We start from the raw sequence: 26,780 nt of genomic DNA, 5'->3' as shown, positions 1-26,780 counted from the left end.
CACAGATGGCTGAGCTGCCCGGATATCTCAAATGGCTGGAGTGGGTGGCGGGCTCCGATTGGCCCGCTGGCGACCCGGACGGCATGTGGGGCCTGGCCGACGACTGGCGTGCCGCCGCAGCGGGACTGCGAGACATCCTGCCCGACATCAGAGATGCGAAAACGGCGTCGTTGAAGGCGTATCAAGACGGCGACGGCATCGCGGCGATCATCGCGAACTTCGACAGCTATCTCGAGGGTCCGCAGTCGCTCGAGAATCTGGCCAAGGATTTCGAAAAGCTCGCTGAATCGGCGACCAGTGTCGGCACCGAAATCGAATACGGCCAGCTGATGTTGATCACCTCATTGGCGCTGCTTGCGGCCGAAATCGCGATCGCGTGGATTTTTCCGCCGACCGCGCCGGCCGATGAGGCCTTGGCGATCGCCGGCACTCGAGTGGCGATCCGGATAATCGCCAAGCGGATCATGGACAAGATCGTCGATATCGTCGCCAAATTCCTGGGGCGTCGATTGGCGAATTTTCTGATCCGCCATATTGCCATCGACACCGCCCTCGGCGCGGTTCAGGACTGGGGTATTCAGCAGTACCAGGTGAGTTCCGGGCACCGGAAGGAAGTCAACTGGGAGCAGGTTGTGATCACCACCGTCAGCTCGGCGGTGGGTGCGGGTGTTGCCAGCCCGATAGGTGAGCGGCTCGGTCACAAACTGGCCGAGACCGAGATGAAGGCGTGGCTACGCGGGCTGATCACCGGCTCGGCGGCGGGTACCGTGGGCGCGCTCGCGGGATTCGGCGGCAGTGTCGCAACGCAATTCGGCATCACCTGGGCCAAAGACGGTAAGGAAGGCGGCTGGGATAAGGCCGTCGAGGGCCTGAAGAACACCGAGTTCGACCTGCGCATGTTGACTGCGGGTGCGACCAACGGCGCGATGTCCGGCGCGAACCGGGCCTTGGCCGATGAGTTCTATCGGAGCCGACATCCGGAGTGGTATCGGCCGAGCGGTTCGCCGGTAAATCCAGATAGCCTGTCCCGCATCGGATTTCGTCCCGATGCAGGTTCGATGGGTGACGGTGCCGATGTCAACGGACATGCGCGTGCCGGTGATGGTTCAGGAGCCGGGCAGACCGGTGAAGGTGCGCCGCATGCGGGGCATTCGGGGGAGGCGGCACCTGGCCGTGCCGAAGGTTCAGGCGCTGATGGCGGCGCCGACGGTTCGACCGCGCATGCCGTCGATGGCGGTTCGGCGGCTGGGACCGACGGGGCATCGAATGGTCATGGTGCTGGGGATGATTCGGCGCATGCGCGTGGCGCTGACGGCGGTATGTCGAAGGCGGGCGCTGGTGATGATGGTGCGACTGCGCGTGCGGGTGATGACGGTGCGACTGCGCGTGCCGGTGGTGACGGTGCGACTGCGCGTGCCGGTGGTGACGGTGCGACTGCACATGCCGGTGGTGACGGTGCGGGGGCGCGTGCTGATGGTGCTGGCGCGGGCGCGCGTGCCGGCGATGATGGCGCGGGCGCGCGTGCCGGCGATGATGGCGCGGGCGCGCGTGCGGGGCATGACGGCGTGGGTAACGACGGTGCGGCTGCGCGATCCGGTGACGACGGTGCGGCTGCGCACGCCGCAGATGACGGTTCCTCGACTGCGCGGGCTGGTGACCAGGGCTCCGCGAATACGCAAGGCGAGGGCAACGCGACCACGGATCGGCAGGTGTCCGCGGACAGTGGAGTCGACCAGTCCGGCGCGCGGAATTCGGAAGGCGATGGTGCGGTCCGGCCAGCGGGCGACGCCGTGCATTCGGATCCGGCTGCGGCACCGGCGAGCTCGTCGGCCGCTGAGTCGAGTGGCGGCTCGGGCGAGCGCACCGGTTCGGGCGAACATGCCGGATCGCCGTCGCATGAGTCGGGCCAGAGCAGGCTCGACGCCGGTACCCGAGCCGAACTGACTCCCGCAGGCGCAGCACACACTTCGACGTCGACCGCCGACGGATCGCGCGCCGCCGGTGACAACGCGGCCGCGCAGACAGCCGCCGCCGCAGCGGCGACACCCGTCCAGACCGGCGCTGCCCCACCCCACACCGGAATATCCCCGACGCACGCCGGGCCGGACACACGCACCGGCACACCAACATCCACGCTTCGCGCAAGCGCCGAGATACGCCCGCAGCCCAGCACATCCAGCACCGACGCACAACGCGGCGACCCGGCGCGTCCACAGTCGAGCCCCGAATCGCGCACCGGAGAACCACGGCCGACGTCAACGTCCAGCACGGATGCGCGCCCCACCACCGACGGCCGCACCGGAGCAGACCGATTCCGTCCGGGTACCGGAGATACTCCCGAAGCCCGCCCGTCGGCAAGCCGCGCATTAACCGAAAACCGCGCGGGTGCACCGGAATCCGCACCACGCCCGATCGGTGCCGAACCGGTCGCCGGACCCCGAGCAGACGCCGCACCAGTGCGTCCTGAAGCGCACGCCGACACCGGCGTCACTGCCCGAGCCGACACCGACGCAGGACTGCACCCCGATCCCGATCCTGCCGCGCACCCCAACGACGCGGGTGCACTGCGGCCTGACGGTGACAATTCCGTACGCCCGGAGGGCGATAGTCCAGTGCGCTCGGAGGACGAGCGGGTAGCGCATCCCGACGACGAGAGTGCGGTGCGCCTCGATAGCGAGCGTGCCCTTCGCCCCGACGGCGGAGATGCCGCGCACCCTGCGGGTGAGATCCCGACGCGCTCGGACGGCGAGCGCGTCGGGCGTCCGGACGGTGCGGGTGCGCTGCGGTCCGACGGTCACGGTGCCGTTCGCCCTGAGGGTGAGGGTCCGGTTGAGCGGACTGTACGCCCCGATAGTGAGGGCGCGGTGCGACCCGAGGGCCAACGTTCGGTGGGCCGTGACGGTGAGGGGGCTCCTCGCCACGACGGCGAGAGCGTCGTGCGGACCGCGGGCGACAGCGGTCCGGCGCATCGTGCGGATGGGGAGTCGCCCACGTCGCGTCGTGCGGATAGTACGGATGGAGAATCGCCAGCGCCGCGTCGTGTGGACGGTGGAGACGCCGAGTCGCCTGCAACGCGTCGTGTGGACGGTGCGGATGCCGAGTCGCCAGCGCCGCGTCGTGTGGACGGTGGAGACGCCGAGTCGCCTGCAACGCGTCGTGTGGACGGTGCGGATGCCGAGTCGCCAGCGCCGCGTCGTGTGGACGGTGGAGACGCCGAGTCGCCTGCAACGCGTCGTGCCGACCGTGCGGATGCCGAGTCGCCCACAACGCATCGTGCGGATGGTGCGGATGCCGATCCGCCCACAACGCATCGTGCCGATGGTGCAGACGCCGATCCGCCGACAACGCATCGCGCGGATAGCTCGGATACGGAGCGGGCGAGTCGAGGTGAAGATGTCGAGGCGCGGCGGGCGGCGGCGCGTGAGCGGGCTGAATCCACTGATCCTTCGGTGCTTTTCGTGCCTCAGCCGGGTGGCGCGGCGGAACCGTCGGTGCATCGGGCGGCGGGGGTTGCGGCGACCGACAGCTCCGCGCGGGATGGTGCGGATGCGCAGCATCGACCAAGGGCGGGTAATGAGACGCGGGCGATTCCGGAGCGCAATCGGGGGCGCTGTGCCGAGCTGTCGCTGCGGCTGATCAAGGCGCTGACCGGCAGTTCGGCGATCGAGTTGCCGAGGCGGGTGATCGGCCTCGACGGTATGACGGCCGCGGAGGTGCAGACGGCCTCGGGTGGGCAGTTGCGGTCGTACAAAGATCATGCGGAGATCGCAAGGCTGCTGGGCTCCATGCCGGAGGGGGCCTCGGCGTTGATCGTCGACGAGTACAGCGGGCCGGTCGACACCTATAAGGTCGGCGCGCACGCGTATGTGCTGGTGCACGAGAACGGCGCGATCGTGGTGCGCGATCCCGGTGCGGGCCGGGTGGAGGGCTTCCCGCCGACGGTGCCGCGCGAACTTCGTGGTACATACGCGATTGTCTTCGACGCGGCGGGAAATCCACTGCACCCCCTCGGTTCCGAACATCCGCACGCCAGCGATCCGCGGGCCCGTATCGGACGCTCCCTGGACGCGCAGCCCGATCAGGTCCGGGAACTGCTGCGGCAGACCGAGATCGGTCGGCAGATGATGGCGGGCTTCGACAACGGTCCCGTGCGTGACACCTTTGAATCGACCGCCGCCGATGGCAGGGCCGGTGAGTTCCGGCGCCGCGAGCTCACCGCGGTCGCGTACACCTCCGGTGCCGACCATGTGCAGCAGGCGCTCACGCTGGCCCATGAATCGGTGCACGCCGAACGCTATGTCGAGGGCCGTACCGGCGATGTCAGGTCGATGTCGCGGGACGAATTCGTCCGGACCATGGTCGACGAGGAAGCGGCGGCGACCGGCCGACGTTTTCAATTGGCCGAGGAATTCCGGGATCTCGGCCATGACATCAAGGTGCACCCACTCGAACAGACCTACACCGCCGCCCGTGATCACGCCGCGGCGGAGTTGGACGGAACCGGGTTGAGCCCGGCCGAGATCCGGCAGGCCGCGCACGACGTCGGTGTCAACAAACTGCGCCAGGAGATCGCCACCCACGAATGGCGAAACGGCAAGAATTACACCGACTTTTACGGCGATGCCTGGGATCGGGCCCACGAACCATCGGCCGATCCGCCACCGGACACCCGCATGCACCAACCCGATTCGCCGGATCGAGTCGCGGAAATGCGCAATGCGGCTATCGATCGCGAGGCGGCGCTGCGGCATCTGGGCGAGATTTCCGGGGAGGTGACCCGGCGGGCCGCGGACCTCCACCTGGATCCGACCCTCGCCAGAGAGCCGCTGCAGCGCCAGATCACCGACCGCCTGCAACGGATCACGAATGAACTTGCCGAGCCGGATGTTTCGCCGCAGCGCCGGGCCCAGCTGCGCGGTGACGCGCACGATCTGCGCACACTCGCCGATCTCGCGGATGAACGCCAGCATGCACAAGCGATCTACGATCACCGTGCCGATCAATTGGCCAGGACAGCATTCGCGGAGGTGCTCGGGGAGCAGCTGCGCGACAACCCGAGCGCCCGAATGCTCAACGAGCACATCGTCCATATCCCAGGCGAACCCGACCGGCTCGTCATCGCCTCCGGCACCGACGACCACCTGCGGGTACTGCACGAGGCGCAGCAGAATGCCGAGATCCGGGACCTACTGGCGCGACCGGATGTCGTGCGTGAACACCTGAACGTCGATACCGATCAGGTCGGTCGAATCCGGGTCGAATCGATCGACGAACCATCGGCGCGCCAGTTCGATCGAGCTGCCGACCTCACCCCGCTCGATCGCGCGGGCGAGGCCGCCAGGGAGCGCATACAACGCATTCGGGAACGGTTGGTGGACACCGAAATCGGCCGTTGGGCCGATGCGGTCCTCACCCGCCACGACGTCCGCATCGTGCACGAATCCGGCGCCGACGACCGCTACTACCCGAGTCGGCGCACCCTTGTGCTGGATGTGGGCGCCTCCGATGCGGCGCAGATGGCCGCGCTCGTACACGGTGCCATCCATGTCGAACTGGCCCATGCCCGTGAGACGCCCGGCGGCGCACAGGAGCGCATGCGGTTGCCGCGCGAGGAATACGTCGCCCGAATGCTCGACGAGGAGACCAGGGCACACGCCTTGGAAATCATTGCGGCCGAGCAACTCCGGGCGACCGGCCACGATCTGGCGGAGACTCCGCTCGAGCGCACCTATACCAGCGCCTACGACGATGCCCGAGCCAGGGCGCATGACGAGAATCCGGAAACGCCCGCTGCCGAGTTCGATCGGATCGCCAACGAGGCGGGCCTGGACGCCATCCGCCCGGAGGTCGCCCAACATCGTCCGGAGCATTCGGCCGAAACTCATGCCGAGTTCTATGGCAACGCTTGGGATGACGCACACGGCATTCGCTCGTTCGACGACATCGTCAGATCGGCGATCGCTTCCGGCGAGCGTAGGGTCACCGTGCTCAGCGAGGGTGCTTCGGTGCATGCCGCGAGGAAGGTCGAGCTGGTCACCTTCAATGACGGCACCGAGCTGATCCGCAAGACGGTCATGAATCCGCGCCATGCCGTCGCCGAGCGACTGGCATCGCTGCTCGGCCGGACCATCGGCGCGAATGTGCCCGAGGTGTTCCACGCCAAATCCAATGTCGTGTACATGGAGAAGCTGTCGGGCCGCGTGGCGGCGCAACGGCATCCGCAGTTCGTGGATGTCCACGAGCTCGGCTACGCCGATACTGTCGCTGGCCGCGCGCTCGGTCTGCTGGACACCCTGATCCGGCTTCCGGACCGTGATGCGCAGGGCTGGATGATCGGCCCGCAGCGCGAGGTGCTCGGTATCGATCACAGCCGTGGCTTCGAGGTGAGCGACGCGGCGCGAAATGCGTTGAGTCCGTTCGCCGAACACTTCTTGCGTCGCAATGGCGACAGCGTCGAGTTCATCGATCACCATCTGCCGCGTTCGGTGGTCGACGCGATCACCGAACGCGTCGCCGCGCTGCGCCCGGAATTCGACAAACACGGCCGGGGCGACTGGCACGACACCGTCATGTCGCGCCTTGCCGAGATCCGCGAGCATGCCAGTGACGTGCCGCCTGAGCACGATGCAGGCGATATCGCACTGCGGCCGGAGGATTCGAGCAGGCACGACGATTTCGACGACCGCCCGAACGCGTACACCAACCGGTACGGCGGGGACAATCAGCACGGCATCCACGGCCGCGTCGATGCGGACGGCGTGCTGCGCGCGACGGTGCGGGTCGGCGATGGCACGCCGACCGGACGCGAGATGTTCCGGGACATGATGCGCGAGCTCGGACATCAGGTGACCGAGATCCGCGCCGAATGGAATGCCGACGACCGGGTCCGCGACAACCTCGACACCTTCAATGCCGGAATGCAGGACCTGTTCCTCACCCCGGAAGACGCGGCGCGCGGCACTTTTACCGGCAAGCTGGCGGTCGAACTCGGCTTCACCGAGGTGAGCTTCGACCACGACGGGATGCGCGGCCGACCGGGCGAGTACGAGAAGGTCGTCGCGCACTTCAGCAGACCGGAGGCCCCCGAATCGGTGCACCGGCCCGAGGCGTCGGGCGACAGCTCGATCTCGCCGGAATTCCGCCCCGCGAACAATGACCCTGCCGACTCGACAGATGCGTGGCAATCGCGACCCCGCGATCTGACCGGTGCTCCGGTGTGGGAAGTGTTGGGGCGCACCGAGGTAGGCCAGGAGGCGGCCGCCGCGCTGCGTGCGGCGGGTGCGGGAGTGCGATTCGGCGAGGCGGGCGAGTCCGGCACCCGGGATTCGTTCAACGGCCGGACCATGGATATCTCCGTCGACACCCACGACCGCAGCCAACCCGCGCAGGCGGAGGCGCTGGTGCGCGCGGCGGTGCTCGCCGATGCCGTGCTCTCGGGTCGGGTGCCGGTCGATCCGGCCGGTATCCGCGCCACCGATCGCTCGGATTATGTTGCGGCACAGCTGCGTACGGAGGCCGAGGCGCTCGGCAGACAGGCCGAATTCGGTCGCGAGCTGCGCGCGGCCGGATATCCGGAGTCGACGCCGATGCACGACCTCGCGGATGCGGCGTACACCCGGCAGTTGCATGAGCAGTATCTGGATGCCCACGACGCCGCCGTGCGGGCCGCGGATCCGGCGCTGGGAACCGAAGAACTGCGCCGACTCGGCCGCGAAGCGGGCATCGAGGCGCTGCTGTCCGGCGATATGTTCGACTCGCCGATATATCCGAGCGAGGGCGCGAGCCTGCGCGATATCCACGGCGCCACCTGGGATGCCCATCAGCATCCGGACGGAGTTCCGGAGCATGTGCCGTCCACACCGACGCAGGCACGGGAACTGCAGCGCCTGGTCCGCGAACACGCCGCGCTCACCAGGGAACTGCGCGCGTCCGCGCGCGATTGGGAGCGTGCCGTCCGACGATTCGGCGGCTTCGATCCCGAGACCAATAGAGCCGATCGCGACCTCATGGAACGCGGTCGAGGGGCGGTGGCGGAGAGCAGGATCCGACGTCACGATCCCGATTCGGGCCGCACCGACCACCAGAACGCGCTCGCCGAGGCGACCCGGCGGCACGCCGAGCTCGAGGCGCGGCGCAACCGACTCGTCGATGAGATCGCCGCACGCGTCGGCCGCGACGTCCTCGACGCGGAAGTCCGTGCGGGCAACGGCAAGTGGCTGCACGACCGGGTCGCCGTGCTGCCGGGCGAGCCGCTGCGGGTGCTCGTGGTCGACGCCCGCGGCGATCACGGTGCGATTTCGCGTGCGGCGGGCGATCGCGGCAGCGATCTGCACCGCGCGATCCGCTATGGCGAGGCCGCCGCGGAGCGGCTGCGGGTCAGCGTCGACGATTCCGGGGCCGTACGGGCGCGCCGGGAATCGGTCGATCTGCGGGCCGCCTGGGTCGAGGACGGTGCCGCGGCGGTCCGCCGGGAGGCCGCCGAGAGCGTGGTCGCGCCGCGACCGCCGGACGAACCCGCCGGAGTACCAGCAGATCTCGACGCATCGATGGCCGAGATCACGCAGGCGGCGCTGAACCGGCTGCAGCGCATCCTCGGCGGCAACGACCTCGGACGTTGGGCTATGGAAGTCCTTGCGCGGCACGAGGTTCAGATCCGCTTCGCCCTCGATGTGGATTCCGCCCTGTACGACGGCAGGCAGCATCGTGGTCGCGATGTCGGCTACGACCCGGCCTCGAACACCCTGCTGCTGGCCCTCGCCCCGACACCCGTGGCGCACGCCGAGGCGGCAATCCGGGCGGCCCACCTAGCCGAACAACTGGGCGCGCCGCACGGTCCGCTCGAGCGGTTCACCCTGGGGCGCGACGAGTACGTCAACTTGATGCTGGACCGCGAGGCGGTGGCACACGCCAGGGCCTTCGAATTCGACCGGTGGCGGCAATTCGGCACCGAAGCCAGCGCGGCCCCGGACACTTTGCTGTCCAAGGCCTACAAAGACGCCTTCAAACAGGCACAGCAACACGCCGAGCGGGCGTATCGCGACAACCGCGAGATCGCAAACACCATGATCGATGCCGCCGCCCATCAGGCTGCCGCACGCGAGGTGCGCAACCGGCTGGTCGAGTTGGGTCCGCGCGTCGACGGCGGTGACCTCGCCGCGTTCTATCGCGCGCAATGGGACAGCGCGCACGGGATCACCGGCGCGCACAGCGAAGCCCCACCAGTGCGGCGCACCGATTCCGAGGCCATCAGGGACCAGCGTGCCCGTCAGTACGCAGCCGAGATCGAATCCCTTCGCCTGCTGCGTGATTCGGGCCGATTCGTCCCCGTCGGCCCCGCCGAACGCGTCTACACCGACGCCTACGACCGGGCCTACCGGCGTGCCGAGCGTGCTGCGGCGCGCTCGAACGACCCGACCGCGATCCGGCCGGAGCGGGCGGGGTACGAAGCTGGGCGCGATGCCCTGCGGAAGTACCTCGACAAGACCGGACCGGAAGAGGCCGAGGTTGCTTTCGATGTCGCGCGTTATGCCGACGACAACGTCGACACCTATCGGCCGTGGGATACCGACCCCCCTGATCCGGCGGCTGGACGGCCCGCCGATGCGGATGCGGCGCCGCGCCAACTCACCGATAGTCAGTCCGCCGACCTGGTGCGCCACGCACTCGATCACGAACTCACCGAGGATCCGGGCGGCACGCGCCTGACCGATCGGGTCGCCGAGTTCCCCGGCCACAAGCCGGTGGGGCGCGGGCGGCTGGTGGTCGTCGCACCCGAGGGCCAGCATATGGATGCGCTGCGCGAGTTGGCGGCGACGCGGCCGGAGTATGCGACCGTGCTGTGGGACGGTACGCAACGGATCGAATACCTGCAGGTAGGGCCGGGGTCCGATGGTCTGCACGACGTCAGATCGATCCCGGACCACATTGCCGAGGGACCATATCGTCGCCCGAGCGAAGACGAGGCGGCGGCCGAAATGCTGGCGCACTACCTGCGTTTCCGCGCCGCCGGGCAGACCGATCTCGGCTTCGACGCCTGGGTGCGTCAACTCGGCCCGGACTCCTTCAACACCCGGGAGAATGCGTCTGCGGCCCTCGAAGGTCGGTTGCGGCTCGACTTCATGGCCCGCGGCTATGCGGTGGCCGAGGCGGACCCGTCGGTGGCGGAGCCGCATCCCGCCGAGGTGGCCCGCCGGCTCATGACCCGGCAGGTCCCGATGCCGGTGGCCGCCGACGCTGCCGGCGAGGCACGGGCCCGGCGCTGGCCGCAGTTCACCATGGTCGCGGTCAATACGCGCACGTGGGGTTTCCCGATCACCTTGCAATCCGATGGCAACGGCGGCTGGCGGGTCGCGCCGCCGGGTGGGGACGGCCGCTCCGCCGATGTGCTCGGCAGGCAGTTCCAGGGCATGTCGGATACCGATTCGGCGCGGCTTGCGGACCGGATCGGCAAGATCCTGCTCGACGGTTCGGCGGACCTGAACGACCACAGTGCCCCGAAGGGGCTGCTGCGCAGGATCACCGACCGGCTGCCGTTCGGTTCCCGCTCGGACCAGGGCGATTCCGGGAACCGACCGATCGATCGGCCTCGGCCAGTGGATGATTCGTTCGACGCGCCGGAGTTCCCACCCGCGGATCCGGACGAGGGTGCGCAGGACCGCGAGGCCGCGCTGCGCCGCCAAGACGTGCTGGATCGGCTGGCGGCCGAGCACGCGCAGGCCATACGCGAACTCCACGAGGCAAGGCTTGCGGGGGATCCCGAGCGGATCACGGCGGCCGAGGCGCACGTCGAGCGGCTCGATGCGACCTTGGCAGCGGCACTGCAGCGCGATGCGCTGTTGCGCGCGGGTGCGATTCCGGTGACCGACCGGGTCGGTGTGGTGCCGGGCGAACCCGCGCGGATATTCGTGGTCGGCCGAGGCCATGACGACCCCGCCCGGGTACTGGACGCAGCGGCGGCCCGGCATCCGCGGTTGGCCGAATTGCGCGCAGCGCCGGGCACTGTCGTGCGCGAACTGCGGATCGGATCCCATGGCGAGACCCGGGTACTGCGCATCGATGGCGAGGCTGCGCACCGCGAATCGACCCAGACAGGTGCGGGACGGTCGCGACCGGGTGCGGAGGTCGCGCATCGGCCCGATGCGGAAGTCGAACATCAACCCGTCGCCGAGGCCGGTGGCGGTGGGAAGAAGCCGCCGTCCGAGCCGCCGGTTCCCAGTGGATCGCCGGAGGATCCGGGTGCGGATCCGGCGCGGAATTCGAACTCCGACAGCGGATCCGTCGATCCGGACGCACCCCGCCGGGTCGTCATCGACGCGAACGGCGACGAGGTACCGCTGCGGCTGGCGCCAGCAGGCGAAAACCACTGGCGCGTCGAAGCTCCCGAGGAAGGCAGCCCACCTGCTCGACCCTCCGATGCTGAAGTGGCGGAACGGAAGTCGCCGTTGCGTCGGGCCTGGGAACGTATTCGGGAGAAGCTGCGCGTGCGCGGCTACGTCGGCGACTACCCCAAATATCCGTCTGGATCGGGCGAGGACCGCAAGGGCCAGACCGCATTGAAAGACGCTGTCGAGCATGCCCCGGAGCTGTTCGAACACCATCCCAACCAGCCGACACCGCACCCGCCGCCTCCATCGGCGCACGAGGTCGTCGCCCGTCCGGCGCCGGAGAGTTCGGACCAGGCCCTCAATATGGCCCGGATCGCGAAGGAGGGCTGGACGGCGTGGCGCAACCGCGAACATCTTCCGATCCTGAACAAGCTCTCCGGGCGAATCCGCGATGTGGCAGGCGATTTCGTGGTGCCGCGCACACCCGATGGCGAGGAATACCGGTTCTGGGTCAGCGACGCCGACCCGGATCTGGTGCGGCAGACCGTCACCGAACTGCTCGAGGTCGAGGCGATTGCACCGCAGGAGGCGAAGGCGGTCCTCGAGGAAGCCCTGGCCGTCGCCGACCCGGAACAGCGCCAACGCATCATCGACGACCTGGAGAACTTCGACCTCATCACCCACGACGAAGCCCGCGCCCTGGAGGCGGAACCGCCACCCGCACAGCCGGATCCGGGTGCCGAACTCGACGGTCCGCCGCCGCAGGACGAATCGCTGACCGATACCGCGCACCGGCTCGGCTTCGATCTGCCCGATGAGAGCCCGGAGACCATCCAGCGGGTGCTCACGGAGCAGGAATTCCGGGCCATGCGCGAGGCGGCCGCGATCGCCGGACTCGCCGAGGCGGCAGATCGCTTCAACGAGGAGGTCAATCGTCCCTACGTCCGGGAAGATCTGGCCGGGGCGGGACCCGAGTTGGCGGGCCGCAGGCCACCGGCGGGCGAGCTCGACGATCCCGACGCCCGCGCTCGGACCGATGAGGACGACGACTACTTCGCCGAGGACGACGAGGCGCCCGAAGAGTCGCCACCGCGCTGGGGTGTCCAAGACGCCGAGGGCCGCCCGGTGCCGCTGGCCGACCGGGTCAGCATCTTCGACGACAACCCGATGGGCCGCTTCCTCAAAGAGTTGATCAGCGCCTTCGACGGACATCCCGGCCTGCAGAACTACACCCCGGTCGGCAACGGCGCCGACCCGCTGCGCGAGTGGGGCGATATCGGGTCCGGCCAGGAGTTGGGCCGTGACCAGGGTCCGCGCGTGTTCTTCGAGCACGCGTTGCGCCGCGACCAACTGCGCGACGAGGTATCGACCTGGGCGCAGATGTTCGGTCTCGACCTGAACGATGTGAATACCAGGAACCTGGACGCCACACTGCGCCGACTCTGGGCCGAGCACGATGCGCGCGTTGCCCGGGTCGCCGAATTCGCCGCGGCCGCCGAACCGCATCTGCGTGCCGAATCGCAGGAGCCCGTCGGCGAGGTCCACGGTGATCAGGTCGCCCGCGTCCCGGTCGGTGACGACGCGCCGGACCGACTGGTGGTCATCGATGGGCCGCTGGACCGGGCGGACGCACTCGCCAGGGCACTCGCCGATGATCCGGCGCTGGCCGACGCGCTGAACCGCGGCGAAGTCGAACTGGACTACCGGGCCGCCCGCGAGGACCGCCTCGGGCAGATCCACCTCGACCCGGTCGAAACGCCCGAGGTGTATCACCATCGGGAGACCATCGACGGCCGGGAACTGGTCGTGACGATGGTGCGCGACAACGACGGTCAGTGGCGTGCGGTCCAGGCGCCGCTCGACGCGCCGACCGTCCACGAACCGGCCGATGCTGCTGCGCCACCGCGCACTCGACTCGAGATCGTCCGCGAACTCGTCAATGTGGCAAGGGAACTCGGCCTCCGACCGGAGCAACTGCATCCGGATCGGGTGGCGCAGACGATCGCGGAGCTGAAGCTGGGCAACGCGCTGCGGGCTGGTCAGATCGAGGCGCTGGCCGACTTCGCGCGCACGATGGATCAGATCTCGAACTTCAACGATATCGGCGATGCGCGCGGCCAGCTCGCGCATCGGCTCGATATTCCCGAAGCGGAGCTGACACCGGAGCGCACGGCCGAAGCACTCGCCGATGAGTCGTGGCGAAGTGCCCGGCGCGAGCAGCAATTCAAGGATCTGGCCGATTACGCCAAGGCGTTGCGCGAGGTCGATCTCGACGCGGTCAATGCGGCCCGCGATCGGTTGGCGAGCCGGCTCGGACTGGCGAACTCCGAGCCGCTGCAGCCGACGAAGGTCAAGGTGGCCGACAACCAGGTCATTCGTTCGTTGGATGCGAACGGTGTGGATCCGGCGAAGTTGCGCAAGGTGATCGCCGGGCTCGAAGGTGACGGTAAGCACGATCAGGTGGTCGATGCGCTCACCGAATACCTGCGGGAACTGATCGATATCGATCCGTACTCCGATGTGCCGCGCGGCGATCTCGGCGCCGATCCGCGCGCCGCCGGCGAACCGCCGATCCATGAGCTGGGCGCCGCCCGGCCGTTGCGCGAAATCGTCGCCGAGGCAATGGAATCTGGGAATGCTCCCCACCTCGGACGGGTACTCGCCGAACATCCGGGCCGCGAAGGTAACTACCCGCCGGGCCAGGAGAGTTCCAACCGCCACGGGCGGCCGGAGCCCAGTCGCGATTGGGCCCGGCTCGTCGGTGTCGATATCGCGGGCGCGGACGATGCGACCTTCCGCAAGGTCTACGAGGCGTACCGCGACGGAAAGATCGAGAAGCACGAGGGTCTGAGCCCCGCCGAGCTGACCGCGGAAATCCGCCGCATCCGTGCCGAGATCCGCGCGCGGGCCGAGCAGATCCGGGCGCTCGCCGCCCTGTACGACGAGTACTCCTCGGCACCTGAGGAGTTGACGTCCGGTGGTTCCGACCCCGGGGCCGGTGGATTGCCGAAGGTGGGTCGATCCGATGATGGTGGGCCTGCTGCTACGCCGCCACCGGATGGTTCCGCGGGATCCGGCGGATTGCCGAGGGCGGGTGGATCCGATGATGGTGGGCCCGCTGCCACGCCCCCGCCGGGGGGTCCCGAGCTCGGATCCGGCCGAACGCCGAAGCTGGGTGGACTCGAAGAGGGTGAGCCCGCCGCACCGCGTACTCCAGGTGACGAAGACCCTGCCTCGCAACCACATTCGGCAGAGCCGCCCGATACTCGGTCCGAGTGGAAGCGGCGCATGGATGCCGAGCAGGCCGAGTGGAACGCGCGGATGCATGCGGAACTCGACGAATGGGTCGCCCGGATGCGTGGCGGCGACGAGGTGCCGCCGAGCAATTCGACCGATCCGCGGTCCAGGATCGACGAGGCGCTGCGGCGCGAATCCGAGGCTGCCGAAGAAGGATTCCGGCGTCGTGATGAGGAGGGTGCGGCCAAGCATCAGGAGTTGATGGATCACCTGGATGAGTTGGGGCGTCGGCTCGAGGAAGGACCAGGCGAACCGGATCCGCGTGCAGCGGAACATGATCCGGCCGATCCGAGAAGGCGGATCGACGCCGCGTTGGAGCGTGAGTCGGCGGCGGCGGAGGAGGGGTTCCGGCGTCGTGATGAGGAGAGTGCGGCCGAGCATCAGGAGTTGATGGATCACCTGGACGAGTTGGCGCGTCGGCTGGAGGAAGGCGCCGGGGAACCAGAGCTGCGCGAAGAGGCTGTGCCGGACCATGATCCGCGCGGGCGGATCGATGCCGCACTGGAGCGTGAGTCGGCGGTGGCGGAGGAAGCGTTCCGGCGTCGTGATGAGGAGGGTGCGGCCAAGCATCAGGAGTTGATGGATCACCTCGACGAGTTGGGGCGTCGGCTCGAGGAACTTCGGTCGGATGATGGGCCGGAAGAGGACGGACCCGAGCCCGCCGCACCGCAATCCGGATCGCCGCACGACCCATCGGACAGTCCGGCATCCGGTGCGAAACCGATCCCGGTCTCCGACGAGGGCGACGGTGCGCGGCCACACGATCCGAATGTGGACGGGGGAGCGGAGAAGTCGGCGCCCGATACGTCGGAACATCCACCGCTGCAGGCGGAGTCGCGCCCGATCGTGGACGAATGGTCCAGGCGCAGCCCACGACAGGTGGCCAAGGTCCTCGCGCGTCGGCATGGGATCGAGGTGGAGGGCTTCCGCCGCAAGGGCATAGATCCGGAGGTCGTTCGCGAAATCGCGCGCGCCGTGGACGAAATGCTGACCAAGCATCCGCAGATGAAGCTCGCGGGTATTCGTATCGAACCCCGGGACCCGAGCCATCCCGAGGGCGGCGTCGCCTATACGAGCACCAGCCCCCGCGTAGGCGCGGATGCGCCACTGGCCGAACGCCTGCGGCAGGTGACCCCGTCGATCATCTTCCTCGAGGAATCCGCGCGTGGGCAGTCGTGGGGCCACGACCCGGATACACTCGAGTCGAAGACCAGCCGCGACGGGACGCGGGTCATCGGCGCGGACCGCCCCGTGTACGGCGTGATGGTGCACGAACTCGGCCACGTACTGGACTACGCCGGGCAGGGCCGCGCACAGCAGCGGGCGTTGGACGCGCTACGTGACCACTACCTCGCCACCAGAGCCAACCCCACCGACGCCGATTTCCGCGCCTGGGTCGATCAACTCACCCGCTACAGCTTCGACGGCGACAACCTGGACCCCGGCGAAGCCCTCTCCGATGCCTTCCGCGAGGTCGAGCGTTACGGCGACAACGCATCCGAACCAGCCCAGGTTCTCTACCGCCTCCTGGTCGAGGAAGCCCGAGCAGGCGCGTCGAGTTCGGTCGAATACGTCAACCGAGCACGCCCCGTCCCCGTCGAATTGTGGCCGGTCGGCTCCGATGTCGAACAGCACCGATACAATTCGCGGCCGTCGCCTTCCGCCGACGCACAGTCTGTCCCGGCCCACCCGGAACAGCTCGGTCCCGGCGGCATGGCGAACGTGCGCACCGACGACGAGCCAGTGGCACAACAGCCGCCTTCCCCTGGCCCGCACGCTGTCTCGGTCCGCCCTGCCGAGCCCACACCCGGCGACGGTCCGGATACGGTGACACCGCACACCGACGACGAGCCGGTGGCCGAAGCCGGTGGCGGATCCAAGAAGCCCCCCGCCGAACCCCCCGCCCCGCCATCATCCGACCCGGACGAAACCCCACCATCCGGCCGAAATGAGCCGGAAGCAGCCGGTCGGAATGAGCGGGACGCGTCCGAGCAGGAATCCGGGCACAACGACGCGGAAGCCGGACAGGGTGACTCGGGTGCGGAGAGCCGGGCGGCGGGTGGCGAGCACGACGAAGCTGTGCGGGCGCATGCTGATGCGGTTGCGCGGCGGGACGCGCTTGCGGCTCAGGTGCGGGAACTGGCGGATCGCCTGCCGCCGCAGGAGGATCCGGATGCGTGGACACCGCGGCGGATTCGGTCGACCATTGCCGAATTCGCTGGTCGGCGTTTGATTTCGGATGCGGATCGAGCCGTCATCAGCGAACTCGAGCGGCTCGCACCGGAGTTCGTGCGGGTCGATGCCGAGGTGGGTGAGCTCGCGGCACGGATCGGGTTGGTCGACGAGTACGACGGGTTGCTGCAGCAGCGTCAGGATCTGGTGCGCGAGCGAGAGTTCGTGCGTGCCAAGGCAAATGAGCGCGCGGCCAATATGGGCCTCGATGATTCGACCGAATGGGTGCGGCGGGATCCGGATTCGCGGGACGAGGCGATCCAGGCATTGCACACCCGCGCGCGCACCGATGTCGTCGAGGTGGAGGGTGGACTCGAGGAGGCCAACCGTCAGGTCCGCAGTCCGGTCGAAGGGGAGGAGCAGGGACGTCGTGAGCAGGCGCTGCGCAAACTGATCGCGGCCACCGAGGATTTCGAATCCCTCGACGATCAGATCCGGCGGATCGACCAGCGACTGTCCGAACTCGAGGATCATGGCGTCGCACGGCACCGGCCACCTTCGGAGGAAGGCGCCGCCGAGATCGACCGGATGGCGCGCGAACGCGCCGAGGAACTGCGCCAGATCAAACCCCGCCGCGGTATGCGCGACGACCTCGCCGTGCGCCTCGGCGTCGTCGACGAATCGGGACGTCCGGATGAGGCCGCGCTGCAATCGGATCGGCTGCCCGACACCATCGCCGAACTCCGCGATCAGGCGGCGGAAACCACACTGTACGAGGACGAATACCGCGCCCGAATGCGCGAGATCGATGCCCTGGCCGATGCCGCCGACGATGTGAACCAGGCGCACAACCGGATCGGCCGTCTGCAGGACGAAATGGCCGGGACCGCAGGCGTATGGCGTCAGCAGGTCGAAGCCGAGGGCGGGCGCATGGTGACCGACCGGGTCGGCATCGTGGAGGGTGAGCGGCCACGCATCATCGTGTTCGGTCCGCGCGCCGACCCCACATCGCCACGCGCGGATCATGATCGGGCGTTGGCCGATGCGCTGCGTCGCGATCCGGCGGTCGCCCAGGCGATGGTGCGCCCCGAGACCCGCGTCGAGTACCGCCAGGTGCTCGCCGATCGTGCGGGCAATACCCGCACGGTGCACTTGGCGCCGCCGGATATCCGTCGCCTGAGCACCGGTTGGCACAACGGCAGACGCATGGATATGACGTCGTGGGTCGACGCCGAAGGTGTTGTGCACCATGTCGATCCGACCCGACCGGACTGGGCGGGCAATCGAGATGGCGGGACGGTACCCAAGAAGTTCACCCCGAAGGATCCGCCGGACGGGGTGAGCGGCTGGGCGATGGAGGATGTCGTCAACGACATCACCCTGCCGAGCGATCACGTGCCACCGGGTGAGATCGCGGAAAGTACGCTGCCCGTGAATATGCCGCAGGCACCGTCGCGCTACGACACCTCCGGTGTGCCGCCGGGGACGGGCATATTCGAACAGCATTGGGGCGGTGACGCTTACAACATCACCCGGTTGATCCTGATGGCCGCACAGACGCCGAAGCATCCCGCGGTGCAGGCGTGGATTCAGCGCCATCCCGAGATCGGCGAATGGGTGCAGGCACGGCCGTGGCTGCAGAAGATTCCGCCGTTCGGCACCGTCTTGCGCAACTACGAATGGTTCGCGGGGCCCGAGCGCAATATTCAGCCGATGCACCGGCCGTGGGATCCGGCCGAGCACGGCAACCCGGCCGATCGGGTGGAGATATCCGAAGGGCTGCAACGCGAATGGGATCGCGATGCCGCCAACTGGCGTCGCGTGCAGGACTGGGCCGATGCCGAGTACGACCGGTTCCGCACCGATGACAGCGATGTCGACCGCATCGTCGACGGACTCGATGCCCATCGGCGGGCCCAGCAGCAGGCCGCGGCGCGCGAGGTGGTCGCAGCCGTGCAGGATCGGCTGGTCACCGCTGACCGGGGCATCGATCCGACGGGGGACGTCGATGCGCAACTGCAGCGGATCGACGACGGAATCGACCGCGTCGCAGCCGATGTCGCCGACCGCTTCCTCGTCGACGACCCGATTGCGGTGCGCGACACCATCAACGACATTCGCGAACTGCTGCGCGCCGGTGCCGACCCGGATGCCATCGCCGCGATCCTGGCCCAGCACATGCGTCACGACGTACCGGATTTCACCCGCGCCGACATCGCGCAGATCAAGGACCATCTGATGGTCGACGAGCATCTGGTGCGCGACCACACCGACCCCAACGGCGCGTATGTCCGTCGTCCGATGGATCGCCTCGCCGATGTCGCCGAGGCATGGAACCGGCTGATGGCGGGCGAGCCGCTGCCCCAGGATCTGGTCCTGCTGCAGGATGCACGCGCCGAATCCGACTTCCTGCGCGCCAATCCCGGTGCGACGTGGCGCGCGGCGAATACCCACGCCATCGGTCTCGGCTTCCACTGGGATGCCAACCGCCCGCCGCTCACCGACTGGCGCGCTGACATCCCCTATGCGGTAGATGCACTGGCCCCGGACCCGGGCTGGTCACGGCCCGCCGAACGCGGCGGGCCGGAACTGCCGCCACCGCCGGATGAGCCGCCGCTGGGCGCTATTGCGCCGAAGCCGGATACCCCGGGCTCCGATGGCGGCGCGCGCCGCCCCGAACCCATCGGCTCGGATAGCGACTCGGGCGCCGAGCGGAATTCGCGCCCGAGCGAGCAGCCGGAATCTTCCCGCAAGGCAGAATCAGGTCCGGAAGGCGATGCGGCGGCGCGTCAGGCCGAGATCGAACGCATCGCTGACGAATGGGCGAAAGCCTTCGTCACGCGCGAAGAGGCACGTGTCGAGCGGGATCAAGCGGATTCGAGTCGGGCCGATGAACAACGCGCGGCGGCACAGCGATTCGACGATGCCGATGTCGAATTGGCTCGCTTGAGCGACGAGCTGAGTCGTGCGGTCGCGCGAGACATCGCGTATGCCGAAGCAGGACAGGATGATTCGGCACCACCCGGCAGCGATCCTGCGCGCCGAGCTGATTCCGCGATCAACCCCGAGGCCAGCGGCGACGGCATGCCGGATCCATCGACCCCGCGACCTGCGGACGAATCCAGTGACCGGCTGCAACGTATCGAGCAGGCTCGACAGCGGGCCGAGGCCGGGTTCGATGAGTTGCAGCGTCGGATCGAGGCTTGGCATGCGGAGGCGTTGCGGGAGAACGGGCGCCGCTATGAGGAAGCCTTGCAGGCGCTACGCGAGCCGGAACCGCCGGTGTGGCAGGTTGCTGAGGATGTAGCGGATGGCGCGCTGGAGCCGCAGCATGCGGGTGAACCCGGTGATTCGCTGGGGCGTATCGAGGACACTTGGCGGCGGGCCGAGGCTGGGTTCGATGAGTTGGAGCGTCGGATCGAGGCTTGGCATGCGGAGGCGTTGCGGGAGAACGAGCGTCGTCATGAGGAGGCGTTACGGGCGCTACGCGAGCCGGAACCGCCGGTGTGGCAGGTTGCTGAGGATGTAGCGGATGGCGCGCTGGAGCCGCAGCATGCGGGTGAACCCGGTGATCCGCTGGGGCGTATCGAGGAGACCTGGCGGCGGGCCGAGGCTGGGTTCGATGAGTTGGAGCATCGGATCGATGCCTGGTATGACGAGGCGTTGCAGGAGAACGAACGCCGCTATGCGGAGGCGCTGCAGGCGCTGCGTGAACAGGAACCGCCGCCCTCGCCGCGTTCGGATGAACCCAGCGATGCGCAGCGTCGGATCGAGGAGGCGCGGCAGCGGGCGGAGGTCGGGTTCGATGAGTTGCAGCGTCGGATCGAGGCTTGGCATGCGGAGGCGTTGCGGGAGAACGAACGGCGCCATCAGGAGGCTCTACAGGCGTTGCTCGAGCCGGAACCGCCAGTGCGGCAGGACGAATCGCGGCAGGCTGCGGAGCCGAGCCTCGACTCCGGTACACCGCAGGATGATCCGGCGCACGTCAGATCCGATGAGCCGAGCTTCGACTCCGGTACACCGCAGGATGATCCGGCGCACGCCAGATCCGACGGGCTGAGCCTGGATTCTGGTGTGGCGCAGGATGATCCGACGAATAACGGCTCCGATCGGCCGTCGGAGCACGGCGCCGAGCCAGGGGACGTGCGAGTGTGGCCGCTCGACGCATCGGCGCAAGAGCACCGGCCGCAGACGGCCGAGGCGGGTGATGATGGTGGAGGACAACATCCGCCGCAGGAACCGCCGAGTCCGGCGCAACCAGAGCCCAATGAGCCGGGCTCACATGGGTGGCCGCCGGACGGGCGGTCATGGACACACGAACCTGTCACGGCGGAATTGCGCGATGCGCTGCCCGGGTTGGTCGCTCGGATCGCGGAGACCACTGCCGCCCGCCAAGCCATGGAACCCGGCATTGCCGAGGGGGCCCGGCGACTCGGACTGAACCCAGATGGTTCGAGCGCGCACGAAATACAGCGTGCCGTCAACGATATGGTCGCTACGGCGGAGGCCCGCGTCGCGGCGCTGCGGGACCGCGAAGGCATCCCGAGCGCCGAAATGGTGCTGCACTTCGCCGATCTCCGTGCCGCCGAACAGGATGCCGCCGCGGTCAGGGATGCCGTCAGCGAGTACCAGGCCGAACTGCGGCGCTACATCGAGGCGGTCACCGACGAGACCGTCGCACGACAGCGCGCGGCCGTACTCGCGGCCCGGGACATCATGACCGGTGCGCGGGTCCACATGGTCGCGGAGGGCGTCGGGATCGCGTCCGACGGCCAGCGGGTGCTGGTCGCGTCGCCATCCTCGGCGCCGGAGCAGGTGATGCCCGCCGAACTGCGCCGTCAGTTGGCCGATCAGGGCGTTCATATCGACTACCGCCACGTCGTGGTGGACGAATCGGGCGTCATCACCGTCACCCCGATCCGCCCGCCGGATGACGGGGCCGCACCGCTGCGCCCGTCCGGTCCACCCGAGACGCCGGGCGCGGGCTCCGCTGCGCCGGAGACCCCGGGCGCGGGCTCGGCTCGGCAGACTCCAGGCTCGGGCTCCGCTGCGGAGACGGCGGGCTCCGGTTCGCGTCTTGCGGAACATCGTGCGGCACAGTCCGATCCGGCCGCCGACACACCGCGCGCCGATGAGGATGCACCGGAACCTGGACCTCACACGGTGCAGGCGGACAGTCGCACCCCCGAGGCGCGCGCCGAACTCGAGCGGCTGCGCGCCGAACGCGCCGTGGCCGTTGCCAACCGGGAGGAATTGCGCGATCTGCGCCGCATCCTGGCCGAGCGGCTGCCGGTCGATATCGAGCAGGGTTTGCGGCCCGGTCTGCCACTGGAGCAGACGCTCGAAGAACTGCGCAACCAGACGATGCCGGTCGAGGCACAGGCGGCTCGGCATGCGCGCATTGATGCCCTCGAGCGCGCGGCCAACGAATTCAACCGTGCCGATGCCGAGGTGACGCGTCTCGACGAGGCGATTGCGTCCGTCGAGCTATCGGGCACCCCGGAAGGTGTACACGCCGAGTTGGTGCGCGAACGCGCCGCACTGGCGGCCGAGCGCGAATTCTGGCGGGCCAAGCGCAATGACCGGGCCGAGCGCTTCGATCTACGCGATCCCGATCGCGCGCTGAACCAGGACAACCTGGAACCGACCATGCGGCGGCTGAGCGGCGATATCGTCGGCACCAGGGACATCGCCGGTACCGGTGATGAAACCAGCAGGTCGGAACCGGAATTGGTGGGCTCGGTCGAACGCACGCAGCGGGAGAACGCCATGTTCAAGCTGCAGGACGCCGCCGAACGCTTCAATGAGGCCGATTCCGCGCTCGCCGATCTGGATCGGCGCATAGCCGCGCTGGAAGGTGCCGATGTCGGTGCGCACCGACTGCTTTCGGCGGAGGTACGCGCCGAACTCGACCGGTTGGGCGCCGAACGCGCCGCCGAGGTGCTCGCATCCAAGCCATGGCGGGGGATGCGCGACGACCTCGCCGACCGACTCGGCGTGAACCGAGATGCGTTGGGCCCCGGCGAGATCGACGCGACCATGCGCGATGCGGCGAACCGGCTCGAGTCGACCGAGGAGAACGCCAGGCAGCTGCGGCTACTGCGTGAGGCCGCCGACCGGGTCAACCAGGCGGACAACAGGATCGGGCGCATCCAGGACCGGATGGCCGAGTTGGTCGGCGCGGGCCGCGACGCACTGGCCGCGGAAGGCGCCAGGCAGATCACCGATCGAGTGGGCCTGGTCGAGGGCGAACAGCCGCGGATCATCGTGGTGGCACCGCGCGGCACGTTGGAACATCCGCGCGCGGGCCATGATGCGGCGCTCGCCGACGCGATTCGACGCAATTCCGCAGTGGCACAGGCGATGACCCGACCCGAGACGACGGTCGAGTATCACCAGATCGTCGCCGAGCGGGAGGAGCCGGTACGGCTGCGGGACCTCGCGCCGCCGCGCCGGGACTACCTCACTGCGGGCTGGCGCGAAGGTATGCCCGGTATGCATCTCACCCGATGGCAGGACGGCGAGGGCACATGGCATCCGGTCAACCCGACGCGTCCGGACTGGACGACGAACCGGCAAGGTCCCCGCGTACCAAAGGCATTCGAGCCGCGGGTGCTGCCCGAGGGCGTGAGCGGTTGGGCCGTCGATCCGTTCCAGTCGTCCATCGTCGACCCCTTCCTGGATCCACCGCCCGGCGCGATCGATGAGGAACTGCTGCCGCGGATACCCGGTATGGACCCGCTCGATCCGGGCGTGCCCACCTTCGAGCCGCCGATGGCTGGCGTGTTCTACAACACCATGCGCATCATCCTCGAATCGGCGAAGCTGAGCGGGTTCACCTGGTTCAGTGATAAGGACCATCCGGGACGGATCAGCCCGGGATTCAAGGGACATCCCTACTTCCGGCCCCGCGCGGCCGATGTGCAGCCGATGGCGCGGGAATGGGATGTGCAGGATCGGGTGCCCGATCAGGGTGAGTTGTCGGAGGAGTTCAAGCAGCGCCAGCGCGATCAGGAAGCGGCGTGGGCGCGGGTGCAGGACTGGGCCGATACGGAGTATCGACGGTTCCGCGCCGACGACAGCGATATCGACCGCATCGTTGATCACCTTGCCACGCATCCGGATGCGGAAGGCGCGGCGCGCACCGTGCGTGCCGCGGAGATCGTCGATCAGATCGCCCGCAGACTCGACAGCTCCGGTGACCTCGACCCGATCGCAGACGCGCTGACCGGCCACCTGCGCGACGAACAGCCCGGTGACGCAACACGATTGGTCGACGACGTCCGCGACCGACTCGGCCGCCTCGACGCCGACCGCGCCGAATTGACCCGTCTGGTGGCCGACCGGCTCGATAACTCGAGCCCAGCCTTCACCCGTGATGAAATCGAGCAGATCAAGAACCACCTCATGCGTGACCCGCATCTGGTGCACGATCCGCAGGACGGCATCCTGCGTCGCCGCCCGCTCGACGCCGTCGCCGATGTCGCCGAGGCATGGAACCGTCTGGTCGCGGGAAACCCGCTCCCGCAAGACGTCCTGCTCCTACAGGACGCCCTCGCCGAATCGGACTACCTGCGCCACAACCCGATCGCCGCCTGGCACGACGCCAACCAGCACGCCATCCGCATCGGCTTCGACTGGAACGCCAACCGCCCACCCCGCACCGATTGGCGCACCAAAATCCCCTACGCCCCACCCCGGGTAGACCGCCGACCCCAGCTCCCCCCACCCGCGCTGTCGCATCCCGACGCCCCCCTCCTCCCCCCGCCCCCGAACGAACCGCCCCACCCAACCAACGGACTTCCACAACCAGCACCCGCGGCCGAATCCCCCGAATCGCCAACGGCCGAACAACATTCGCCCGCCGACGGCGCCATGCCGCCCCCGACAGCGGAAGTGCCCGCAGTTCGAGAAGATTCGGAACCGACACAGCCGCTGACCACAGACGAGCGCTCCGCCACCGATCCGGGCCCGCAGCACGGTCACGATCTGCCGGACACCGCAGGCAGTCGCGATCGCGCCGATGACGCCCAATCGTCCGAAGCTGCGGTACACAGCGATCGTGACGGCGAACCGGCCACGCCCGAGGTGCCGCCGGTTCGCGAAGGTTCGGAATCCGGCGCGCCGCGAGGCGGAGCCGATCGATCTGCCACGGATCCGAGGCCACAGCATGGTCAGGATCTGCCCGAGAGTGGTGGTCGTCGTGATTCTGCGAGTAGTGAGTCCTCCGACAGCGCAGTGCTTCGAGGCGGAGGTGACGACGAATCGGGCGACGGTGTGACGCCCGGTGATCGTTCGGGCAAGGACGAGTTGTCCGCCGGTGGGGCTGGTCGTGGCGCTGTGGATCATGAATCATCCAATGGGGCAACGCATCCCGAGCAGGAAGGTGACGGGGAGTCGTCCGAGAGGAAGTCGCGGCACGGGTCTGCAGGTGACGAGGAATCATCCGGCGGTGCCTCGCGTAGTCGTCCGGGTGGGGAGGAATCGTCCGGTGCTGGACCGCGTGGTCGTGCGGGTGGTGGGGAGTCGGCTAGCGACGGCCGGAGTCGTGGTCGTGACGGGGGTGCGGGCGAGGATGGGGCTCGGCTGAATCAGGGTGGTGGGCAGGAGCCTCCGGAGGGGCGGTCGGATTCGGGTGGTTCGGAGCCACCGCCGTTGCCCGGTTCCGCGCTGCGGTCCCATATTCCGCATCCGCCGAGGCTGAACCACGAGTACGAGATGCCCGATCCGCCGAGTAGGGCTCCGTTCGATCCGACGTGGCCGCTGCCGAAGCACCCACCGGAACCCCCGAAGCCGCCGCACCCACCAACGCCGCCGCACCAGCCAACGCCGCCGCACCCACCGAAGCCTCCGGTGCCTCCGGTGCCGCCGAAGCCCCCGGTTCCCCCGCATCGGCCGGTGCCGCCGGAACCGCCTGTGCCGCCGCGTCACCCGGTGCCGCCCAAACCGCCGGTACTCCCGAAGCCCCCGCTGCCGCCGACACCGCCGCTGCCGCCGACACCGCCGCTGCCGCCGACACCGCCGCTGCCGCCGACACCGCCGCTGCCGCCGACACCGCCGCTGCCGCCGACTCCGCCGACTCCGCCGGTGCCCCCGCTTCCGCCGACTCCGCCGACTCCGCCGACTCCGCCGGTGCCGCCGGTGCCCCCGCTGCCGCCGACTCCGCCGACTCCGCCGGTGCCGCCGACTCCGCCCGAACCCCCGGCGCCTCCGACGACGCCGGCGCCCCCGTTCCCGCCGACTACTCCGGAACCCCCAACCGCACCGCAGCCGCCAACGTCCCCACCCCACGACCCGACGACACCCCCGCACGACCGGGCACACCCACCGTCACCCGGCCACCCGACGGACCCCTCGACTCGCCCGGGCACCCCCTGGCCCCCGTCACCGTCCGACCGGCACCAACCAGGTGCACCACTGTCCGGCTGGCCCGACTCATTGCACCAACGGATCAACTCCGTTGCACCACTACAAGATTCGACCCAACAACCAACGCCACCGCTGATGCCGCCCCCACCCCCCGGTGCGCCACCATCGTCCATCCGAAACCGCCGAGGCTCCAACGGCAACCGCAACCGCCCATCCCAGAACAGCAACAACACAACCCTTTTCGTCCAACCGTTCTCCGGCTTCGGCGTCCCCGCACACTTCGACCCGGAAACCGGCACACTCCAGGCCGTCGGCGGCGGAATCGGCCCGCAACTCGGCGTATACGCAGACCTCGGTGACACTCCTGTGGTCTTCTACCGCGCCCCCTCCGGCCTTGCCCTACGCATCGGTGCCCACACCATCAACCTCGACGACCCACTCGTCGCCACCGAATGGGAGCCCGGCGAGGACCGACAAACCCGCTTCGCCGTCACAACCTCCGGCACCGTGGTCTGCCAACTGCGGTACCGATCGCTCCCACCCGAACTCGACCTCGGCCGTCTGATCCACGACGTCTGCGCCACCCCGACCCGTCGCACCCAGATCTTCACCCGCTGA

At 68.8% G+C, this 26,780-nt stretch carries 1 protein-coding gene; it reads left to right on the top strand.

Translation table 11 applies throughout. From position 1 onward, the window contains the following. Positions 1-5 precede the first annotated feature (5 nt). Positions 6-26,780 carry a hypothetical protein gene (locus ACQP1G_RS41675; RefSeq protein WP_433195540.1) on the top strand — a complete coding sequence of 8,925 codons (26,775 nt, stop codon included), beginning with the start codon at positions 6-8 and terminating at the stop codon, positions 26,778-26,780.

The organism is Nocardia sp. CA-107356, assembly GCF_050946365.1.
GTDB lineage: Bacteria > Actinomycetota > Actinomycetes > Mycobacteriales > Mycobacteriaceae > Nocardia.
This window is presented reverse-complemented; position numbering and strand designations above follow the sequence as displayed.

Excerpts from the sequence above, each read along its gene's own strand:
- ACQP1G_RS41675 (WP_433195540.1), top strand. The coding sequence starts at position 6 with ATGGCTGAGCTGCCCGGATATCTCAAATGGCTGGAGTGGGTGGCGGGC.